The 19,149-nt window shown below is 62.0% G+C and carries 22 protein-coding genes and 1 tRNA gene; 10 read left to right on the top strand and 13 right to left on the bottom strand.

Going from position 1 to position 19,149, the window contains the following annotated elements:
- Positions 1-14: 14 nt before the first annotated feature.
- Genes IPK70_09395 through IPK70_09385 form a run of 3 tightly spaced genes read right to left on the bottom strand, consistent with a single transcriptional unit; the run spans position 15 to position 2,558 of the window.
- Positions 15-1,244 (bottom strand): ABC transporter ATP-binding protein, encoded by a 1,230-nt coding sequence (locus IPK70_09395; protein ID MBK8227372.1) that lies wholly within the window; start codon positions 1,242-1,244, stop codon positions 15-17.
- Between the two features lie 15 nt (positions 1,245-1,259).
- Positions 1,260-2,102, bottom strand: a complete 843-nt coding sequence (locus IPK70_09390) for an ABC transporter permease (protein ID MBK8227371.1) — start codon at positions 2,100-2,102, stop codon at positions 1,260-1,262.
- A gap of 42 nt (positions 2,103-2,144) precedes the next feature.
- The gene (locus tag IPK70_09385) at positions 2,145-2,558 is read right to left on the bottom strand and encodes a hypothetical protein (protein ID MBK8227370.1); all 414 of its coding nucleotides are present in this window, start codon (positions 2,556-2,558) and stop codon (positions 2,145-2,147) included.
- Positions 2,559-2,708: 150 nt separating this feature from the next.
- Between IPK70_09385 and IPK70_09380 the strand changes: the two genes are divergently transcribed.
- Together IPK70_09380 and IPK70_09375 are read left to right on the top strand one after the other, a co-directional pair.
- Positions 2,709-4,043, top strand: coding sequence for a PhoH family protein (locus tag IPK70_09380; protein ID MBK8227369.1), 1,335 nt, complete (start codon positions 2,709-2,711; stop codon positions 4,041-4,043).
- A 20-nt stretch (positions 4,044-4,063) separates the two neighbouring features.
- Positions 4,064-4,570 (top strand): DUF4442 domain-containing protein, encoded by a 507-nt coding sequence (locus IPK70_09375; GenBank protein ID MBK8227368.1) that lies wholly within the window; start codon positions 4,064-4,066, stop codon positions 4,568-4,570.
- A gap of 3 nt (positions 4,571-4,573) precedes the next feature.
- Here the strand turns inward: IPK70_09375 and IPK70_09370 are convergent, their stop codons facing one another.
- The 7 genes from IPK70_09370 to IPK70_09340 are packed head-to-tail and all read right to left on the bottom strand — an operon-like array spanning position 4,574 to position 11,059.
- Positions 4,574-5,260 carry a PorT family protein gene (locus IPK70_09370; protein MBK8227367.1) on the bottom strand — a complete coding sequence of 229 codons (687 nt, stop codon included), beginning with the start codon at positions 5,258-5,260 and terminating at the stop codon, positions 4,574-4,576.
- Between the two features lie 14 nt (positions 5,261-5,274).
- Complete coding sequence (locus IPK70_09365) at positions 5,275-5,934, bottom strand: DUF2238 domain-containing protein (GenBank protein MBK8227366.1); 660 nt, start codon at positions 5,932-5,934, stop codon at positions 5,275-5,277.
- A gap of 17 nt (positions 5,935-5,951) precedes the next feature.
- Positions 5,952-6,587, bottom strand: coding sequence for a PorT family protein (locus tag IPK70_09360; protein MBK8227365.1), 636 nt, complete (start codon positions 6,585-6,587; stop codon positions 5,952-5,954).
- Positions 6,588-6,613: 26 nt separating this feature from the next.
- Positions 6,614-7,789, bottom strand: coding sequence for a glycosyltransferase (locus tag IPK70_09355; protein ID MBK8227364.1), 1,176 nt, complete (start codon positions 7,787-7,789; stop codon positions 6,614-6,616).
- Complete coding sequence (locus tag IPK70_09350) at positions 7,786-8,991, bottom strand: glycosyltransferase (GenBank protein MBK8227363.1); 1,206 nt, start codon at positions 8,989-8,991, stop codon at positions 7,786-7,788. Before IPK70_09350 ends, IPK70_09355 begins: the two co-directional genes overlap by 4 nt.
- Positions 8,966-10,426, bottom strand: a complete 1,461-nt coding sequence (locus IPK70_09345; GenBank protein ID MBK8227362.1) for an LptF/LptG family permease — start codon at positions 10,424-10,426, stop codon at positions 8,966-8,968. The genes IPK70_09350 and IPK70_09345 overlap by 26 nt, the downstream gene beginning before the upstream one ends.
- A 48-nt stretch (positions 10,427-10,474) precedes the next feature.
- A complete protein-coding gene (locus tag IPK70_09340) occupies positions 10,475-11,059 on the bottom strand; it encodes a hypothetical protein (protein ID MBK8227361.1) in 585 nt (194 codons plus the stop codon).
- A gap of 22 nt (positions 11,060-11,081) precedes the next feature.
- On the opposite strand from IPK70_09340, the gene IPK70_09335 reads away from it, so the two are divergent.
- From IPK70_09335 to IPK70_09310, 6 genes are all read left to right on the top strand, one after another.
- On the top strand, positions 11,082-11,372 hold the full coding sequence (locus IPK70_09335) for a hypothetical protein (GenBank protein ID MBK8227360.1): 291 nt from the start codon (positions 11,082-11,084) through the stop codon (positions 11,370-11,372).
- Between the two features lie 91 nt (positions 11,373-11,463).
- Positions 11,464-11,540, top strand: a tRNA-Met gene (locus IPK70_09330).
- Positions 11,541-11,587: 47 nt separating this feature from the next.
- Complete coding sequence (locus IPK70_09325) at positions 11,588-12,004, top strand: nuclear transport factor 2 family protein (GenBank protein MBK8227359.1); 417 nt, start codon at positions 11,588-11,590, stop codon at positions 12,002-12,004.
- A 3-nt stretch (positions 12,005-12,007) separates the two neighbouring features.
- Positions 12,008-12,640: a rhomboid family intramembrane serine protease gene (locus IPK70_09320; protein ID MBK8227358.1), complete on the top strand. Its 633-nt coding sequence runs from the start codon at positions 12,008-12,010 to the stop codon at positions 12,638-12,640.
- On the top strand, positions 12,637-13,134 hold the full coding sequence (locus IPK70_09315; protein MBK8227357.1) for an HAD family hydrolase: 498 nt from the start codon (positions 12,637-12,639) through the stop codon (positions 13,132-13,134). The genes IPK70_09320 and IPK70_09315 overlap by 4 nt, the downstream gene beginning before the upstream one ends.
- Positions 13,131-13,973 (top strand): aminotransferase class IV, encoded by an 843-nt coding sequence (locus tag IPK70_09310; protein ID MBK8227356.1) that lies wholly within the window; start codon positions 13,131-13,133, stop codon positions 13,971-13,973. The genes IPK70_09315 and IPK70_09310 overlap by 4 nt, the downstream gene beginning before the upstream one ends.
- On the opposite strand, the gene IPK70_09305 is transcribed toward IPK70_09310, so the two are convergent.
- Positions 13,966-14,550 (bottom strand): YqgE/AlgH family protein, encoded by a 585-nt coding sequence (locus IPK70_09305; GenBank protein MBK8227355.1) that lies wholly within the window; start codon positions 14,548-14,550, stop codon positions 13,966-13,968. The genes IPK70_09310 and IPK70_09305 overlap by 8 nt on opposite strands.
- Before the next feature lie 128 nt (positions 14,551-14,678).
- On the opposite strand from IPK70_09305, the gene IPK70_09300 reads away from it, so the two are divergent.
- Positions 14,679-15,776 carry a T9SS type A sorting domain-containing protein gene (locus IPK70_09300; GenBank protein ID MBK8227354.1) on the top strand — a complete coding sequence of 366 codons (1,098 nt, stop codon included), beginning with the start codon at positions 14,679-14,681 and terminating at the stop codon, positions 15,774-15,776.
- A 1-nt stretch (position 15,777) separates the two neighbouring features.
- Here IPK70_09300 and IPK70_09295 read toward each other — a convergent pair whose 3' ends face one another.
- On the bottom strand, positions 15,778-16,113 hold the full coding sequence (locus IPK70_09295) for a hypothetical protein (GenBank protein ID MBK8227353.1): 336 nt from the start codon (positions 16,111-16,113) through the stop codon (positions 15,778-15,780).
- A gap of 26 nt (positions 16,114-16,139) precedes the next feature.
- Complete coding sequence (locus tag IPK70_09290) at positions 16,140-18,449, bottom strand: family 20 glycosylhydrolase (protein MBK8227352.1); 2,310 nt, start codon at positions 18,447-18,449, stop codon at positions 16,140-16,142.
- Positions 18,450-18,581: 132 nt separating this feature from the next.
- On the opposite strand from IPK70_09290, the gene IPK70_09285 reads away from it, so the two are divergent.
- Positions 18,582-19,127, top strand: a complete 546-nt coding sequence (locus tag IPK70_09285; GenBank protein MBK8227351.1) for a 30S ribosomal protein S16 — start codon at positions 18,582-18,584, stop codon at positions 19,125-19,127.
- Positions 19,128-19,149: the final 22 nt, after the last annotated feature.

The raw sequence follows: 19,149 nt of genomic DNA, 5'->3' as shown, positions 1-19,149 counted from the left end.
ATCAATCGCTCCACCTAGCTGATGCTGAATGAATGTTCGAGCAGCACTGCACCCTGGTCGCCGGGAGGCAGCTTGCCGGTGCCATAGAAATCGCCGTCCTCCACATCGAAGCTCCCTGCATTGAAGAGGTAATCGGCCGTGTCTCCGGCTACGGAGCTGAAGAGCGTGAAGGTGTAGCGCCCATTGCGCAGCGCGCATTTCGGAATGCTGATCGTGATGCGCCTCTTGCCGGCGGCGTCCACGAATACCTGCCCTGTCGCCTCGTTGTTGAATTGCGCCACGCGCGTGCCCAGTTCATCGTCGATGCCGATGGCCAGGTGCAGGTCGTGCACTGCACCTGCCGCTTCGAAGTCGAAATGCAGCGCTGCGGGTGATCCGCATTGCAAGGCGGCCAGTCCCCGCCCTTGATCATCCGTGATGCTGAAGCTCATGAAGCGCACGGCGCCGTTGCCTTGGCGGTCCTGCCGAAGCGCAAGGTCCTGCCGGGCGGCGTCACTGCTGCTGCGGAGGTACTCGGTGATCACGGTGCCCGCTTCGCCTTGGGCCTGCACCTGCCCGTGCTTCAGGTAGATGGCCGTGCTGCACAGGTTCTGGATGGCGGCCATGTTGTGGCTCACGAAGAGGATGGTGCGGCCGCCGTGCGCCACTTCCTTCATCTTGCCCATGCATTTGCGCTGGAACTCAGCATCGCCCACGGCGAGCACTTCATCCACCACGAGGATCTCGGGCTCCAGGTGCGCGGCCACGGCGAAGGCGAGCCGCACGTACATGCCGCTGCTGTATCGCTTCACCGGGGTATCCAGGAAGCGCTCCACCTCGGCGAAGGCCACGATCTCGTCGAACTTGGCGCTGATCTCCTTCCGGCCCATGCCGAGGATCGCGCCATTGAGGTAGATGTTCTCACGGCCGCTCAGTTCAGGATGGAAGCCTGTGCCCACCTCGAGCAGCGAGGCCAAGCGCCCCTCGATCTCCACGCGGCCCTGGGTGGGATGCACGATGCGGCTGAGGATCTTCAGCAAAGTGCTCTTGCCCGCGCCATTGCGACCGATGATGCCGACGCGATCGCCCGGTGCGATGCCGAAGCTCACATCCTTGAGCGCCCAGAACTCCGATGCCTCACTTGAGCCGTTCGGCCTGAAGAGCCCACGCGCCTTGTCCGCGATCACATCGCGCAGCGCGGTGTAAGGCTCCGTGCGCTGGTGCCGCAGCACGTAGCGCTTGCCCAGCCCTTCCACGCGGATGATCGGTGCGGCCATGGATCAGATGATGTCGGCGAAGCCGCGTTCGGTGCGTCGGAAGCGAACGACGCCGATGAGCAGGAGCGCAAGCGAAGCACCGCATGAAACGAGGAAGCCCGTTTGATGGATGGGCTCATTGCCGCCGAGCAGGCACCAACGGAAGCCATCGACCACCGCCACCATCGGGTTGCACGCATAGAGCAGCTTGAGCGCCTCCGGTATGGCGGGATTGCCGAACACCGCAGCGCTGCTGAACGCCACGGGCGTTATGTAGAGCCCGAACTGCACGATGAAGGGGACGAGGTAGCGGAAATCCCGGTACTTCACGTTCAGCGAAGCGATCAGCAGCCCTGGACCGAATGATGCCACCAACGCGAGCAGGAGGAAGAAGGGCAGGAGCAGCGCTTCGATGCCTGGGACGAATCCGTAAATGACCATGAGCATGGCCATCACGGCGAGCGCGAGCGCGAAGTCGATGAGGCTGGTGAGCACCGTGCTGAAGGGGAGCACCAGCCGCGGGAAATAGACTTTCGTGAGCAGGTTGCTGTTGGCCACGAGCGAATTGGCCGTTTCACCGAAGCTGGTAGCGAAGAACTGCCATGGAAGCACTGCGGCGCAGACGGTGATCACGCGCGGCGTTCCCTCGGGCACCTCGGCACCGAAGAGCCATCCGATGAAGCCCATGGCTCCAATGGTGATGGCCGGCCGCAGCAGGCCCCAGAGGATGCCGATGGCGGTCTGCTTGTAGCGCACCAGCACATCGCGCCAGGCAAGGAAGAGGAGCAGGCCGCGATGATCCCAGAGCTCGCGCCAGTACCGGAGGTCGGCGGTTCCGGGCTCGATGACGATGCGGTGGCGGTGCATGGCGGAGAAGGCGGCCAAATGTACCCAAGGGGTACTGGGCCGCTATCCCTTCGGGTACTTGTGCGGATCGGTGTTGTCCTCCTCGATCGCAGCTTTCACCACGCGCATCTTCTGCGCGAGCATGGCCATTTCCCGGTGGCCATGCTGCAGGAGCCACTTGAAGGCCTCGTCATCTCCATCACCGGTGAGGGCCACCTGCTTCAGCATGCCCATATTGTTGCGCTCGAGCCAGTCCAAGGCGGCAGCGTTCCCCTCGATCCCGTTGATCACCGCCATCAGGTGCGGGTGGCCGTTGTCCATGAGCCATTTGCGCGCGTCGGCCTTGTTGCGCAGGGCGAACGTGAAGATGCCCAGCTCGGGATAGCCGTTCTGGATGAGCCAATCGCGCAGCGCCGCGTTGCCGCTGATGGCTTCGCCCCAAGCCAGCAGGATCTTCGCAGGATAATCGGTGCGCATGGCCGAAAGGAACGACGAACGCGCGGCATTCAGCGCCCATCAACGCTTTGATCGATCACGGCACGATCGATCGTGGATAAGTGCGCGCACCGTCCACCCAAGCCCCGTCCGGCACCCGGATACTTTTGGCTCACACCGTTCCTTGAGCGAATGAAGAAGAAAGACCGGAAAATCTTCGTGCTTGACACATCCGTGATCCTGCACGACCACTCAGCCATCACCAACTTCGAAGAGCATGATGTAGCCATACCGATACAGGTGCTCGAGGAGCTTGACACCTTCAAGAAAGGGAATGATACGATCAACTACGAGGCGCGGGAGTTCATCCGCCACCTCGACAGCATAGCCCAGCGCGACGTCCTCACGGACTGGATACCGCTCAACGGCGCCACCCACGGCAAGCTGAAGGTGGTGGCCAAGCACGACCTCAACGGGGTCGATGCCACCAAGGTGTTCCAGGATGGCAAGAACGACCACCAGATCCTCAACGCCACGCTCACCCTGCAGCGGCAGAACCAAGGCCGAAAGGTGGTGCTGGTGACCAAGGATGTGGCCCTGCGCCTGAAGGCCAAGAGCCTCAACTTGCTGAGCGAGGATTACCTCACCGGCAAGGTGCGCAACGTGAGCGACCAGCTCTACACCGGCCGCACGGTGGTGGATGATTTCAACGAGGCCGCCATCGATGGCCTATTCGAGAAAGGCTCAGTTCCCGCTGAGGAACTGGGGCTTGAGGTGCCGAAAGGCAACCACTTCTTCATCCTCAAGCACAAGAAGAAGAGCATCCTCGCCAAGTACGATCCACGCACCTCCACGGTCGATCGCGTAGAGAAGAAGAATGTCTTCGGCATCGGTCCCAAGAATGCCGAGCAGGCACTGGCCATGAGCGCGCTGCTCGACCCGGAGATCAAGCTCGTCACCCTGCAAGGCGCTGCGGGAACCGGCAAGACGCTGTTGGCGCTGGCCTGCGCCCTGGAGCAGCGACGCGACTACCGCCAGATCTACGTGACGCGCCCCGTGGTGCCCTTGAGCAACAAGGACATCGGCTACCTGCCCGGCGACATCCAGAGCAAGCTCGATCCCTACATGCAGCCGCTCTGGGACAACCTCAAGCTCATCAAGGGCCAGTTCGAGAAGCACGACAGCACGCCCAAGCGCATCGATGAGATGCTGGAGAACGACAAGATCTCCATTGCGCCGCTCGCCTACATCCGCGGCCGCAGCCTTAGCAACATCTTCTTCATCGTCGATGAGGCGCAGAACCTCACGCCGCTGGAGGTGAAGACCGTGATCAGCCGCGCGGGCGAAGGCACCAAGATCGTCTTCACCGGCGACATCCACCAGATCGACTCGCCCTTCCTCGACAGCGAGAGCAACGGCCTGAGCTACCTCATCGACAAGGCCAAGGGCGATCCGCTCTTTGCGCACATCACCTTGGAGAAAGGGGAGCGCAGCCCGCTGGCGAACCTGGCGAACGACCGTCTCTGATAACGGATAGCTTCGCTCGCATGAAGCTCTCCGACCTGCTGGGAAAGGCGCGCCATTCCTGGGCGCATCGCTGGCTCGCGAATTTCCTGCTGCCCTGGTTCATTCCTTTCAACCGGCCGCACGGATTCCGAGTAGTGCCTTTGAAGGATGGCGGCATGAGCGTGGAGCTTCCGTACTGGCGCATCAACCGGAACCACATCAAGGGCATGCATGCTTGCGCGCTGGCCACGGCGGCGGAGATGTGCAGCGGGCTGGCGGTGATCGAGCGCCTCGACCCCAAGCAGTACCGCATGATCCTGCGCGAGCTGCGCATGCAGTACAGCTACCAGGCCAAGCAACGTGTCATCGCATCGGCACCGGACCTGTCGAGCGCCATTGAGGAACAGGTGATCGCGCCTTTGCGCATAGCCGAGTCCGTGGACTACACCAGCACCGTTGAATTGCACGACATCGCCGGCAACCATGTGGCCACCGGAACAGCTACCTGGCAGGTGAAGCCTTGGAGCAAAGTGCGCACGAAGCGCTGAGGCTCACTTAGGCCGATGAGCCTCAGGGATCGTGAGCAGATACACGAGATCTAAGGAGTAAGTGCGCTCGTAGCCACTCAGCTGCCTTACGACTACGCCATAAGAGTCCGTTACGGTAGCCGCGCCCATAAGATCGGTGAATCCATGGGCATATCGCCCATCGACCATGAGCCGATGACCACCGACGCGGAAGGTGAAGCCCGCACCCGCAACCAAGCTGAATTGCGTCCGGCCCAGTTTCATTCGCTCAGCATCGAGCGATTCCCTTTCAATGACCTCATTATCGTGCAGGTGAAGCAGCCATGCGCTGTTCAATAGGCCGAAGGATGGCCCGATCAGGAAGTGCGGGCGAACCGGGTTCTGGCCGACTCTGACGATGGCTATGGCATTGAGGTCGATGTAGTTGAACTTCCAGATCAATCCGTATCGTCGAGCCAGGAAATTGAGGGATTCGCGCGCACCGCGCACGTGGTAGGCAGCCTCAGGCATGAGCGACAAGTAGCGCGTGATCGGTACTTCGAAAGCAACCCCTGCCGCTGGCACAAGGCGACTGCTATAGCCTACGGTACTTGCACTGGCCATTCCCGACCATGCGCCGCCCACGTGATACCCTATAGCCGTCTGGGCATCGGTTTCCGCGGTAAGCGCAACGCTCAGCACGGAAAGGGCGATAACGTGGAAGGTTGTCATGCGCCTCATCCTGATCAAGACGTTCCGATCGGGCTTGAACGCGGCTTCATCCGTTTCACCATGCTCGCCAGCACCATCGCCAGCACCGCTCCGCTGAAGGCCAGCCCCATGTCTTTTTGCGCATCCCAAACATCGCCTTGGGTGCCTAGGTAGGCCACGCCCTGCGCGGGGAAGAAGATGTCGGCCACGGCCCACTCGATCAGCTCGTAGGCCGCGCTGAAGCTCATGGTGATCTCCACGGGCAGCACCCAGCACACCCAATTCGGCCATTGGAAGTGGTTCATGAACCAGTCGCGCATCGGGTAGGCGAGGAGGAAGCCGAAGCTGAAGTGCACGATGCGGTCGTAGTGGTTGCGCTCCCAATGCAGGGCATCCTTGAGCCAGTAGCCCATGGGATTCTCGGAATAGGTGTACATGGCCCCGTAGATGTGAAGCAGGATGTACACGAACATGAGCGTGTAGCTTGCATCACTGAACTTGAAGCGCTTGTGGGTGATGGCCAGCCCGCCGATGAACAGGATGGTGAGCGCGTTCTCCGTGATCCAATTGGCGCGGTCGGTGGTGCCGATGAAAGTCCAGGCCCAAACGAGCAGGAAGAAGATGAGGAAAGCCTTGAGCAGCGGATGATCGCGGAAAGCCTTGCGGGCAGGGGAGGAGGCTGTTGTGAAGGGCATGTGGATCGGATCAATGGTCAATCCTCCTGCTTTTCCTCATCATTGGTTGGAGGTGGCTTCGGATTATTGAAGCGGAAATACACCGTGAGCATGTACACCTGGTTCTGCGGACGCACCACCGGATCCAGCAGGCCGGTGCTCGATTGCCCCCGCGCATCGAATCCCCAGCGCTGCCCTTCCATGCCGAAGCCCAGGGTGATGCTGAACTGCGATCGGCGCTCATTGTCAGCGAGGGTCACGGGCTCATCGAAGGTGAGCTGGCCGTTCAGGTAGCGCTGCTCGCGCCCGCGCACGAACCAGCCGAGGCCGGGCCCAGCGAGGATGAAAAGGCCATTGGGCTTGCGGTCGGTGGAGACCTTCAGCAGCAATGGGACCTCGATGTAGCGCAGGGTGAAAACGGTGCTGAGGCCTGATGCTGGAACACGGACCAAAGCGCCCTTGGTCATCCAGAGCAACTCCGGCATCAGGGATACCTGCGGGTGCAAGGGTGCCTCGAAGTACCAGCCGAACAAAGGGCCGGGCAGCATGTCGGCCTTGCTCCCGCCGAAAACGCCCGGACCTCGGGTGGCGAGGCCGATGCCGATGCGCGGCCCATGCTGCGCCGAAGCCATGCAAGCCACGAAGGCGCAGATTATGGCGATGAGGGAGCGCATGCGCCGAAGATCGCACTTGAACGCGATCACGCTGTGGTGGTGATCAGCTGCTCAAGGCTGGCTGCGCTCCGGTCCCAGTCGAATCGCTCTCGGACGAAGGCATATCCATTCCGTGCGATGCGTTCGCGCTCCTCGGCGTCGTCGAGCAGGCGCAGCACCAGGCGGGCGTAGTCCTCGGGCGTCTCCCCGATGAGCACGGCATCGCCAGGCGGCGCGCCCACGGCATTGTTCGCCAGGGCGCTGGTGATGCAAGGCATGCGCATGGCCATGGCCTCGAGCAATTTGTTCTGAAGGCCGGTGCCGATCTGCATGGGGGCGATGAAGATGCGCGACGCCGCGTAGGAGCTGCGGATGTCCTTCACCCAGCCGGTGACCGTGATGAGGGGGTCCTTGCGCGCCAGGTCGCGCACGCTTGCGCTGGGGTCCACCCCGCTGATGAGCAGGTTGGTTCCTGGTTTCGCTTGTCGCACCAGCGGGAGCACCTTGTTCACCAGGAAGAGCACGCTGTCGATGTTGGGCGGGTAATTCATGTTGCCCGTGAACACCAGGTCGAAGGTGGGTTTCTCCTCCTGCGGCGTGAAGTGCTCCATGTCCACACCGTTGGGCACAACAGCCATGCGATCGCGCCATGGGTGGTAGATGTAGTCACGGTCCTGCGTGCTGATGATCACCTGATGGTCGAACTGGTCGAACATGAGGTTCTCGTAGCGGATGAGGCGTCGCGTCTCCAGCCGGAAGATGGGCTTGAGGTACCAGGGCGCGGTCTCCGTTCGGCGCTCCATGCCCTTGCTCAGGGTGTCCATGTAATCAAGCGTCTTCGGCAGTTCGTAGCGGTGCCTCACATATTCCGTGGTGCGGACGAGCTGGCAAAGCACGTGGTCAGGCCTGATCCGGTCGATCGCGGCATCGATGCGGCGCTGCGCATGGGCATGGTGGAAATAGACCACCTGCACAGGCAACCGCGAGAAGAGGGCCGTGAACAGCTTGAGCACGATCCGCCAGCGTTGGATCCGCACCACTTCGATGCTGGTGCAGAAGCGGGCCAGGTGATCCATGTGCGCTGGGTCGGTGGGCGTATCGCTCAGGCAGACCAGATGCACCTCATGGCGCTTGGCGAGCCGTGCGATCAGGTGATAGGCGCGCAGCTTGTCGCCCTTCTCCAGCGGATAGGGCACACGGGAGAGAAGCACCAGCAATCTCATGCCTTCAGCAGGCGCTTGTAGAAGGCGGTGAGGTCCTCTACGATGGGCGCATCGGCGTAGGAGCGAAGCACCAGCTTTCGCGCGGCCCTACCGATGGCGGCCGCGCGCTCCGGACCGCTATGCAGCGCGATGAGGTGCTCGGCGAATTCTTGCGCGGTGGTGCCGAGCAGGATGTCCTTGCCGTCGGTGCATGCGATGCCCTCGGCGCCGATGGGCGTGCTCACCACGGCCTTGCCCATGGCCATGCCCTCTATGATCTTCACCCGCATGCCGCCGGCGCTGAAGAGCGGCACCACCATGACCTGGTGCTTGTGCATGTAGCTCACGGCATTCTTCACGCGGTCCTTCACCTGGACGCCTTGCATGTCGATCCGCAGCAGGTCAGCGGGCATCTTATTGCCAGCCAGATGCAGCTGGGCCTTGGGCTGCTTGCGTAGCACCTTGGGCCATACGCTCTCCAATAGCCAGCGGATGCCTTCCTCGTTCGGGAGCCAATCCATGCTGCCCAGGTGGAAGAACGCAGGGGCGCGATTCGGGTCGATGGGGTCCGACGGGTATTCGGCTGGGTCCACGCCGAAGGGGATGGAGACCACCGGGGTGCGCGTGCCATGAGCGCGGAAGTGCTTTGAATCGCTGGGGCTGATCGCGGCTACGCCATCCACGCGGTCGAGCACGGCCATCTCGTAATCCTCCAGCTGCTTGGCCAGGTAGCGCCGATAGGGCCGCTTGATGATGTTGCGCTCACCGCTGGCAATGCGCGCTTGGATCAAGTGCTCGAGGTTGTGGCTGCGCAGCACGATGCGGGCCTTGGAATAACGCCGGATGGTGGCGATGTAAGGCGTCATGAAGAGGCTCTCGAGCTGAACGATGTCGAACTTCTCCTCGGAGAGCAGCCGGATGAGCCGGATGTCCATGTCCGGCGAGAAGAAGCGGCTGATGTTGTAGTTGTCCGCCGTGAGCAGGTCGGACAATGCATCCACCACATTGATGGCGGTGTCCACGAACACGCCTTCCATCCGGGTGGCGCGCATGAAATCAGGGGGCACGGATTCTGGATCGAGCGGCTGCTTGGCGGTGCTGATGCAGAGCACCTTCACCTGATGGCCGGCGCTGAGCAGGCCCCTGGTGATGTTGTGCATGGCCTTGCTCCCGCCATCGATGGGCGGCCAGGGCGGCTTATTGCAGAGCTGCAGGATGCGCATCGTTCTTGCTTCGGCGCAAACGGGAGCGGAGGCGCTCCCAGCCGCGATGATACGCATCGCGGTCAAGCAGGGGGCTGTCCACCGATGCCTTCCAGGTGATGAAGAGGCCAACGGGCAGGAGCACGAGCAGGCCCATCCACATGCCCGGCCAGCCTCTCATCTCACCGGCGATCACGAGTTTCTCCGTGGCGAAGCTCACGATGTGGAACACCAGGAAGAACAGGATGGCGAGCACCACCGGGAGGCCCATGCCGCCGCGGCGGATGATGGCTCCGAGTGGAGCGCCGATCAGGAAGAAGACCAGGCAGGCCATGGCCAGCATGGGCTTCCGGTGCCATTCAGCGGAGAAACGCGCGAGCTGGTCCTGCCGGCCCTCCACTTCGCGCGCGCACCGCTCGGCGAAGCTGGCATTGGCGCGCGCCATGTTCATGGCCAGGTCAAAGGCTTCGCTCCGGGCGGCAGGCGGCAGCGAATCGAGCCAGGACCGCATGGAGGGCTTCGGATCCTGTGCGTCGCGGATCGGTGCTTTCACGGTGCGCAGCGCGAAGAGGCTGTTGCGCAAATGATCCGCTTGCTCTGCTCGGCGGAGCGCCAAGGTCCCGTTGAGGCTGTCGATCCCGTTGGTGAGCTGCCCCATGGTGAGCATCTTGTAGTGGTCACGGTACAAGTCCTCGTCGGTGCGCTGCATGCCCAAGCCGCTGAGGTCCATCGTGATCACGTCCTTGGTGAAGGTGCCGCGCATCATGGGCCAGCGCGCACGGCGGTCGGGAGGAGCGCCTCCCTCATCGTAGAAGTGCCCGTCCTCGAGGGTGAGCACCAGGAAATTCCCATCGGCGCTGCGTTCCATGATCCCGCGTTCGGCTCGTATCACCGTGCTGTTGCCCCGCCGGGCTCCGCGATGGTCATAGATGAGGACATCAGTGAGCCGGCCGGTCTCCACATCCTTGTCCATCACGCGGATCGAGAAGCCGTCGATGCCGTTGTAGAAGATGCCGGGGGTGATGCTCAGCGCAGGCTTCTTCTCGCGCATGTCATAGAGCAGGCTGTGGAACTTGAGGTTGGCCCGGGGCAGCACGTTGTTGCTGAAGAACAAGGAGAAGCCGGCCAGCACCAGCGTGAAGGCGATCAGCGGCATCAGGATGCGGCCGAGCCCGAGGCCAGCAGAGCGCATCGGCACCAATTCGCTGTTCTCCCCCAATCCGCCCATGGTCATCAGCGAAGCGAGCAGGATGGCCAGCGGCAGGGCCAATGGCACGAAACTCGAGCCTGCATAGAGCAGCAGTTCCAGCACCACGCTGATCGGGAGTCCCTTGCCCATCAGCTCGTCCACGTACTTCCACAGGAACTGCATCACCAGGATGAAGACCACCACCAGGAACGTGATGGCCAGCGGGCCGATGAAGGCCCGGATGATCATGCGATGCAGCTTCTTCATGCGGCCATTGGGCGCACCAACGGCGGCAAAGGTGCGCCGATCAGGGACCTATGCGCCCAGCACGCGCGTGAGGTTGGCAATCTGCGACGACCAGAGGCTGCGCACATTCTCCACATCGCCGGGCCAGGCATGGTCGGTGACGATCAGGGCCACCTCATTGGTCATATCGTCGATGCGGATGCGGAACTCGAAATAGGCGGCCGGGTCGTCATCATCGTTCCGACGGAAGCGGATCACCTCCGGTGCCTTCCGTCCGATCATGGTGGCGGCCTCCTCATCGGTGCCCCATTTGAAGGTGTAATGGTCGCCGCGCACGTCCACATCATCGCAATACCACTCACTGAAACCGCTCGGTGAGCTGATCAGCTCATAGAGCACGTTGGGGTTGCTGTTGATCTCGAACTCGATCACCACGCGCTCCTTGAGGGGTTTCCGCTCCACTGGGCGCGGCACCGGTTTCTCGGCTGGCGCTGTTGCGATCACTGGCGCCGGTGCAGCGCGCTTGGGTTCCGGCTTGGGAGCAGCTGCCTGAATGGGATCTGAGGTCTTGGGAGCAGCAGGCTTCGCGACCTTCTTCGCCAGCGGGGGCTTGGCGAGCGGCTTCTTCGCTGGTGCCTGAGCTACGGGCTTCACCCCCTTCTTGGGGCTCGCAGCCTTGGCCTCGGACCTCGGCTTTGCGGCCTTCTTCAAGCTCGGTGATTGGGTATTCGGTTTCGGCTTGGTTGCCTTTGGTGCCGGCTTATTGGCCTTGGCAAGGGACTTCTTCGCGACGGGTTTCTTCAAGGCCTTGGCAACGGTCTTCGGCTTTGCCTTCGATGGCTTCACGCTTTTTCCGGCTGAAGGCTTCTTCTTCGGGGGAGCGGAAGGCTTGCTCGAGGTTTTCTTCACTCCCTTGGATGTCGAGGACTTCTTCTTGGCCATAGGTCGATGCGCGTTGGTAGGGTAGCGGCTAAAGGTAGACGGATGATTTTTCCGTGCAAGTCCGCCTTGGATGCCGATCCTATATTTGCCGCCCCTCGAATACCCCCTTGGGGCTTGGCGCGGTAGCTCAGCTGGTTAGAGCGCATGATTCATAATCCTGAGGTCGGGAGTTCAAGTCTCCCCCGCGCTACCAAGGCCATCCCCCGAAAGGCGGATGGCCTTTTGCTTTCTTTAGCCCGCATGCGTCAATTGGTCATCCTGCTGCTCTTGGTCGCATCGTGCCAAGCTCCCTTCGGGCAGGCCGATGAATCGGCGATCCGCCAGCTCATGGCCGAACAGGAAGCTGCTTGGGACCGGGGCGATATTCCAGGCTTCATGGCAGCCTATGCCGACAGCATCTGCTTCCACAGCCCGAAGGGCAATACATGCGGCAAGCAGCAGGTCACGGAGAACTACATGCGTTCGTACCCCACACCCGAGCATATGGGCGATCTCCGGTTCGGCATACACGAGCTGCTGCCCGCAGGCGCGGACCATGCCTGGCTCTCGGGATCCTGGGCCCTGCACCGGAAGGCCGATACCTTGGAAGGGGCCTTTGCACTGCTTTGGGAGCGGCAGCCTGAGGGGTGGAGGATCTTGCGGGACCATACCTATTGATGCATGCTCGACGAGACCGGCGCCCCCATCACCTTGCTTCTGCTTGGTGCCAGCGTGGTGCTATCGGTCCTCGCGTTCGGGAACCAGAAGCTCTTCAGCGACCTGCTCTTCGAGCCCTTCGTGATCAAGGCTCGCGGGCAATGGCACCGCTTCATCACGCACGCCTTCATCCATGCGAATTGGCCGCACCTGCTGGTGAACATGTTCGTGCTCTTTGGCTTCGGGCAGCATGTGGAGCAAGCGCTCTGGTTCTACGCCCCGGCGGCGCCGGCGCTCGCTTTCGCCACGCTCTACCTCGGTGGCGTCCTTTTCTCTTCGCTTCCCGCATACCGGCGCCACATCCATGATCCGAACTACCGCGCTGTGGGGGCCAGCGGGGCTGTCTCGGCGGTGCTGTTCGCGTACATCCTGATGACCCCCACCAACACCATCCGCTTCCTGTTCATTCCGGCGCCCATACCGGCCTGGGTCTTCGGTGGTCTCTACCTGGCGTACAGTTGGTACATGGACAAGCGTGGCCAGGACAACGTGGCGCATGATGCCCACTTCTATGGCGCCGTGTTCGGGCTGGTGTTCATGATCGTTCTCGACCCGGGCACCGTGGCCGCCTTCATCACGCAGATCCTCGGCGAATGAGCTTGCGACCCGGATTCTTCCTGGACCGTGATGGCGTGATCAACCGCGAGCGCGGGGAGCACACTTGGCGCATGGCCGATTTCGAGCTGTTGCCTGGAGTGGCCGAGGCGGTGCGGTCCGCTTCGGATGCTGGCTATGCCGTGGCCGTGATCACGAACCAGAGCGGGATCGGGCTGGGATTGTATGGGCACGCCGAAGTTTCGGCCCTCCACGAGCGTTTGGAATCCGAATTGGCCGCTTCAGGCGCGCGAATCGACCTGGTCCTGTACTGCCCGCACCACCCCTCGAAGGGCAAATGCTTGTGCCGCAAGCCCGGGAGCTTGCTTCTGGAGAGGGCCGTGGCCCGCCTTGGCATCGACCCTGCGCGTTCGGTGATGATCGGAGACCGCGAGCGCGATGTGCAGGCTGCTGGATCAGCGGGCGTTCGGGGGGTGCTGGTGCCTGCCAACGGCGATCTGCGCGTGGCCGTGAAGCGCGAACTTCGCCCCGCATGACCGAATGGGTGGACCATAACGGCGATCTGCACCCGGCCGATGAGCCCGTGCTCCGGCTGGACAATCGTGCATTCCACTTCGGCGATGGCCTCTTCGAGAGCATCCGCGTGGTAGGGGGCAAGCCGTGCTTCCTCGATGCGCATTGGGCGCGCATGAGCACTGGCGCCGATCTGCTGCGGATCACCCTCCCGAAAGGATTCGACCGGCAGCGCTTCGGTGAGGCGGTGCAGGCCATCATCCAGAAATCGGGGATCATGAGCGGCCGCATGCGCTTCACCCTGTACCGCGGCGGCAGCGGGTATTACCGCCCGCAGACCGACCAAGGCGCCTACACCATCGAACTCAAGCCGATCGAAGAGCCGCATCACGTGCTCAACCCGAACGGACTGCTGGTTGACATCTGGCCGGAGATGCGCAAGCCGGTGAATGACCTCTCCAGGCACAAGACGCTCAATTGCCAGTACTACATCATGGCGGCGCTCTGGAGCCGGGCGCGCGGCCTCGATGATTGCCTGCTGCAGAACGATCGCGGCAACATCATCGAGAGCAGCGCGGGCAACCTCTTCATCGTGAGCAACGGCGTGCTTTACACGCCTTCGCTCACCGATGGCTGCCTGGGCGGTGTGATGCGCGCGCAGGTGATCAACCTCGCCATCGCCAATGGCATCAAGGTGTATGAGTGCTCCTTGAACCCGCAGAACCTGCTGGCGGCCGACGAGCTGTTCTTCACCAACGCGATCCAAGGCATCCGCTGGGCGGGCGGCTACCGCACCAAGCGATACACGCACAAGATGGCTGGCGCGCTCACCGACCTGCTGGTGCAGGCCACCGCTAATTGAGCGAAGGGTCCTCCGGGAAATTGGCGAGCGGCGCGAAGGCCCGGCCCATGCCGCGTAGGGTGTTGCCCCAGAGCGCTTCCACACGACGGTCCATCACGCGGCGGCGATCAGCAGGGGCAATCAGCCACGAGCGGTCGCCGAGCTCTTTCTTGAGCTGGTCGGGCCCCCAGCCGCTATAGCCCACGAAGAAGCGCACATGCTTGCTCAGCTTGGGGTCCGTGGCCAGCAGGGAGCGCAATTGCTCATAGTCGCCGCCCATATGCACCCCGTCCACCACTTCGGCGCTGCCCTCAATGGCCTTGCCCAGCGTGTGCAGGTAATAAAGCTCGCCGCTCTGAACGGGCCCGCCGATGCCCACGTGTGCATTCACGGGCGGGAAATTCTCCATGAGGTCGTTGATGGTGATGTCCATGCTTCGGTTCAGCACGAAGCCGAATGAGCCTTCGTCATTGTGGTCGCAGAGCAGCACCACCGTGCGCCGGAAGTAGGGGTCCGGTAGGTAGGGCTCGCTCACGAGCAACCGGCCGCGGGAAGGGAGGAGGCGGTTCTCCGGATCGAAGTCGAGCAGGTGGCCCATAGGGTGCGGAAGATAGCAGGGATGCGTGTCCAGCACCAAGGGCGAGCGAGCAGCGGTCACGGCAGCTTGTTCGCAGGTAATGGATGGCTTTCGGAACTGGACACGGATCCAGAGCCGACATTCGCGGAATGAGGTGCATGCTCATCGCGCTCTTGATCCCATCTCTTGCAGGAGCGCAGCTCATCACGCCCGACCTGCTCTCCGTGCTCCCTGCGCAGCTGAATGAGACCAGTGGGCTGGTGGTGATTGATGGCACGGTGTGGACGGTGCTTGATAGCGGCAACCCGCCAGCGGTGCTGCAGGTTGATCCAGTGAACGGCACCGTCACGCGCACCGTGCAGCTCATCGGCGCGGGCAACATCGATTACGAGGACATCACGGCCGACGCCGATTGGGTCTATATCGGCGACTTCGGCAATAACTCGGGCTCCCGCACGGACCTCCGCATCTATCGCATCCCGCGATCGGAGCTGGAGGATGAAGGCGTCGTTTCGGTCCAGGTGGAGGTGATCGCCTTCTCCTTCGCCGATCAAACGGACTTCACGCCGGCGTTCAATGGCACCAACTTCGACTGTGAGGCCTTCATCGCCGTTGATGACAGCCTTTTCCTGTTCACGAAGCGCTGGATCGACGAGACCACGCGGCTTTACGCGTTGCCTGCCACCCCAGGAACGCACGTGGCCAACGTTCGCGGCGATCACGACTCGAACGGCCTGGTCACCGCAGCATCATGGGATGGCGCCGGTCGCCTCGTGCTGCTCGGCCATGAGGATGATCCTGGCCAGCCCTTCATCATCCTGTTCAACGCGGTGCAGGGCCACGATTTCTTCGGCCAGACGGGCATCCGCCGCCAGGTGGACCTCTTTGACCATCAGACCGAAGGGGTCGCCTGGCTCACGCCCGATGAATGGATCCTGAGCAACGAGCTCGCGAACGGCTTCACGGCGGCGCTCTGGAGCATCGACGTGAACTCAACCCTGATCGTCACGACCGCGAACGATCTTATCCGAGCCTTTCCAATTCCCGCGAGCGATCACCTCTTCTTCGCTGGCTCATGCGGAGCCATGCACGTGGAATTGCGGGATGCATCCGGACGCATGGTCCTCACCGCCCGCTTGGGCATCGAAGCATCTGTGGATGTGAGCGGCCTGGCTCCTGGGCGCTATGCGGCGCGAATCGCATGCGTTGGCAGCGAGTGGCGCGTGCCTGTCGTGATCGCGCGCTGAGCTATTCCGTTCGTACGGGAGGCTCGAGCAGCACGACTTCCAACTTACGATGGCTGTAGGAGCGGTGCAGCGAGGCCCGTTTCTCATCGGCTTCGTCCTTGGTGCCGAAGAGCAGCACGTCGAGATTGTCATCGGCGATGTCCTTCAGCTCAGCGTATTGCGCGCGGAACTGCGCTGCGAGCTTCACCTTGCTCATGGCTTCAGTGGTCTGGATCACCGGTGTGAGGTACACCGGGCTGCCGCTGCGCCAATTGCCGATGGCGAGGCTGTGGATGGTGTTCTGGGCCAAGGCTGATAGGCCGCACAGCAGGAGTGCGATGGCGAGGAGGTGTCTCATGGCGTTCTCGTTGCGCAAAGATCGTTCTAGCGCACCTCAATCTCATCCAGGAACATCCATGCCGGGTTGCCCGCGCCGGCATGGCCATCGGGGATCTTGCCGATGTGCTCGATGTCGAGCCGGATGTAGCGCGCTCTGTGCTTCGTCACGAAAGCCGCTTCATAAGCCGCGCGACCGCCGTGCTTGTTCCCTTGGTACGGCGAAAGGACGGACCGAGGAACATATGTCCTGCCATCCACGCTGGTGTGCAGCTTGACGTACTTCGGCAGGTGGATCCAACTATGGGTCTCGTCCAAGGCGCCGATGCCGACGTATCCGAATTCCTGCTCGCTGCCCAGGTCCAACGTGATAGTAACGCCTTCGCGCCAGCCGAGCCACTCGGTGTTCACGCGCTTCTCCTGCGCGGTGATGCCATCCACCAAGGTGAACGAGCCGCCTTCGTTGTAGCGCTCGTTAGGCTGTACGCTGAGCGTGATGGGGCGGGCGGTGGCGAGGTTGAACAGAAGTGTTCGCTTCAGCGGATTCCCCACCATAACATCACCTCGAAAACTGGCGACCTCAATTGTCAGGTTGCTCATGTTCGCGGATGAAACCGTGGTAGATGCTTTCATTGGCTGCCATACCAGTTCGAATGGCCAATCCTTGAATGCACCTTTTGCACCTGAGGCCAGCATTCGCGCTCGTACCTCGGTATTTCCAGCACTGGCCTGTGCTTCAATGCTCATCACGCCAGCACCGCTCGACTTAAGTTTGACCGTGGGGGCGTACATCGTTTTGCTCGCATTCACATTCATTGCATCCAATCTCGGAAACTCATCTTCCAGCCGTCGGATGAAGTCCCCTTCAACCCGCTTCTCCTTCGGCGTCCACAGCACCTCTGCCAGGGCTAGCATGCGCGGAACGGCCATGTACTCCACGTGCCCCGGCGTCAGGATGTACTCCGTCCACACATTGCCTTGCGCGCCGAGGATGTACTTGGCCTCTTCGGCGTTCAACTCCGCGGGCACTGGCTCGTAGCTGTACACCTTCTGCACGGTGGTGTAGCCGCCGATCGCCAGCGGCTCGTTCGCGGGATCGCCTTGGTAGTGATCGAAGTAGCAATGGCTGCCGGGGCTCATGACCACATTGTGATTCTGCTTCGCCGCCGCCACGCCGCCCTCGGTGCCGCGCCAGCTCATCACGGCTGCATTCGGCGCAAGCCCGCCTTCCAGGATCTCGTCCCAGCCGATGATCTTCCGGCCCTTGCTGTTCACGAACTTCTCGATGCGCTGGATGAAGTACGACTGAATCTCATGCTCATCCTTCAAACCCTCCGCCTTCATGCGCATCTGGCATTTCGCGCAGGCCTTCCACCGCTCCTTGGGGCACTCATCGCCTCCGATGTGGATGTACTCGCCAGGGAATAGCGCCATCACTTCCGTAAGCACGTCCTGCATCACGGTAAAGACGCTGTCGTTGCCCGCGCAGAACACATCCTCGAAGACGCCCCAGCCTTTCTGCACTTCGTAAGGTCCACCCGTGCAACCGAGATGCGGATAAGCGGCGAGCGCAGCCATGGCATGCCCCGGCATCTCGATCTCCGGCACCACGGTGATCTGCCTTGCCTTCGCGTAAGCCACCACCTCGCGGATCTGCTCCTGCGTGTAGAAGCCGCCATAGGGGATGCTGTCGTATTCGCGCCGACTGTACGGCCCGACCTGGCTTCCCTTCCGCCATGCGCCCACTTCTGTGAGCTTTGGATATTTCTTGATCTCGATGCGCCAGCCCTGGTCCTCGGTGAGGTGCCAGTGGAAGCGGTTCATCTTATAGCGTGCCAGCAGGTCGATGTACTTCTTGGTGAACTCCACGCTCCAGAAGTGACGGCAGGCATCCAGATGCATGCCGCGCCATTGGAAGCGTGGCCAATCGGTGATGGTGAGGCAGGGGAGGGAGCCCGCTTCGCGGCCTTGCTCCATGAGTTGGATCAAGGTGCGGCTGCCACGGAAGAGGCCGGCTTCGGTTGGTGCCATGACACTGATGCCATCCGGCCGCACATGCAATGTGTGCCACTCATCCGATGCAATGGTCTCGGGTTGAATGATCTCGAATCGGATCCGGAGCGGCAGCAGGCAGTCCTTGGCCTTCGGCAATTGAAGCGGCGCCAGTTCCGCTTGAAGCAGGTCGAATAATCCCTTGGAGGCGGATTCGCTCACTTCAACCTGCCACGGGCAGCCCAAATCCAGCTTGCCGGGCTCCATCCGCAATTCCACGGGTTCAGGGATGAGGTTGGGCTCGGCGGTAGTTTGTGCCAAGGCGCTGGACGCCAACAGGAATAGAAGGGCAGGGGTGATGCGCATCGGGCTAAAGGTCGTGCCGGCGCGTGCTTCGGTGAACCTCTTTGGCCCTAGGCTGAAGCCCTTCATGCGCTCTTCGCCCGAAAAAGCCCATATTTGCGGCCCCAATTCCGGGAACTAAACACAAACCGCGACATGCCAACTCGCATCCGCCTTCAGAGGAAAGGCAAGAAAGGCCAGCCCTACTACCACTTGGTAGTGGCTGATTCCCGCGCCCCGCGCGATGGGAAGTACATCGAACGGATCGGCGCCTACGATCCCAACCAGAACCCTGCGTTCATCGAGATCAACAGCGAGAAGGCGCTAGACTGGCTGCAGAAAGGCGCCCAGCCCAGCGACACCTGCCGTGCGATCCTGAGCTACACGGGCATCGTTTACCGTAACCACCTTAATGGTGGCGTGAAGAAAGGCGCGTTCACGCAAGAGGAGGCCGACCGCCGTTTCGATGCGTGGATGAATGAGAAGAACGCCAAGATCGAGAGCAAGCGCACCAAGCTCGCCGATGGCGCCGATAAGGCCGCCAAGGACCGCGTTGCCGCCGAACTGAAGAAGGCCGAGGAGATGGCCGCGAAGCTCAGTGCCAAGCTTGCCGCTTCGGCCGCTGCTGAGGTTGCCGCTCCTGCTGCCGAGGAGGCTCCCGCCGAGGGTGCTGCAGAAGGCGAGGCTCCTGCCGCCGAGTAAGCAAGCACGCGATTCATCAGAA

The organism is Flavobacteriales bacterium (assembly GCA_016712535.1).
In the GTDB taxonomy this organism is placed as follows: domain Bacteria; phylum Bacteroidota; class Bacteroidia; order Flavobacteriales_F; family PHOS-HE28; genus PHOS-HE28.
The sequence above is the reverse complement of the archived record's forward strand: the minus strand, read 5'-3'. Positions and strand labels throughout refer to the sequence as shown.

Bases quoted from the DNA above. Each gene is read 5' to 3' on its own strand.
- IPK70_09310 (MBK8227356.1), top strand. From the start codon at position 13,131: ATGACCGAATGGGTGGACCATAACGGCGATCTGCACCCGGCCGATGAG.
- IPK70_09345 (MBK8227362.1), bottom strand. From the start codon at position 10,426: ATGAAGAAGCTGCATCGCATGATCATCCGGGCCTTCATCGGCCCGCTG.
- IPK70_09285 (MBK8227351.1), top strand. From the start codon at position 18,582: ATGCCAACTCGCATCCGCCTTCAGAGGAAAGGCAAGAAAGGCCAGCCC.
- IPK70_09320 (MBK8227358.1), top strand. From the start codon at position 12,008: ATGCTCGACGAGACCGGCGCCCCCATCACCTTGCTTCTGCTTGGTGCC.
- IPK70_09365 (MBK8227366.1), bottom strand. From the start codon at position 5,934: ATGCCCTTCACAACAGCCTCCTCCCCTGCCCGCAAGGCTTTCCGCGAT.
- IPK70_09300 (MBK8227354.1), top strand. From the start codon at position 14,679: ATGAGGTGCATGCTCATCGCGCTCTTGATCCCATCTCTTGCAGGAGCG.
- IPK70_09360 (MBK8227365.1), bottom strand. From the start codon at position 6,587: ATGCGCTCCCTCATCGCCATAATCTGCGCCTTCGTGGCTTGCATGGCT.
- IPK70_09390 (MBK8227371.1), bottom strand. From the start codon at position 2,102: ATGCACCGCCACCGCATCGTCATCGAGCCCGGAACCGCCGACCTCCGG.
- IPK70_09315 (MBK8227357.1), top strand. From the start codon at position 12,637: ATGAGCTTGCGACCCGGATTCTTCCTGGACCGTGATGGCGTGATCAAC.
- IPK70_09350 (MBK8227363.1), bottom strand. From the start codon at position 8,991: ATGCGCATCCTGCAGCTCTGCAATAAGCCGCCCTGGCCGCCCATCGAT.
- IPK70_09385 (MBK8227370.1), bottom strand. From the start codon at position 2,558: ATGCGCACCGATTATCCTGCGAAGATCCTGCTGGCTTGGGGCGAAGCC.
- IPK70_09295 (MBK8227353.1), bottom strand. From the start codon at position 16,113: ATGAGACACCTCCTCGCCATCGCACTCCTGCTGTGCGGCCTATCAGCC.
- IPK70_09305 (MBK8227355.1), bottom strand. From the start codon at position 14,550: ATGGGCCACCTGCTCGACTTCGATCCGGAGAACCGCCTCCTCCCTTCC.
- IPK70_09370 (MBK8227367.1), bottom strand. From the start codon at position 5,260: ATGACAACCTTCCACGTTATCGCCCTTTCCGTGCTGAGCGTTGCGCTT.
- IPK70_09380 (MBK8227369.1), top strand. From the start codon at position 2,709: ATGAAGAAGAAAGACCGGAAAATCTTCGTGCTTGACACATCCGTGATC.
- IPK70_09325 (MBK8227359.1), top strand. From the start codon at position 11,588: ATGCGTCAATTGGTCATCCTGCTGCTCTTGGTCGCATCGTGCCAAGCT.
- IPK70_09375 (MBK8227368.1), top strand. From the start codon at position 4,064: ATGAAGCTCTCCGACCTGCTGGGAAAGGCGCGCCATTCCTGGGCGCAT.
- IPK70_09355 (MBK8227364.1), bottom strand. From the start codon at position 7,789: ATGAGATTGCTGGTGCTTCTCTCCCGTGTGCCCTATCCGCTGGAGAAG.
- IPK70_09290 (MBK8227352.1), bottom strand. From the start codon at position 18,449: ATGCGCATCACCCCTGCCCTTCTATTCCTGTTGGCGTCCAGCGCCTTG.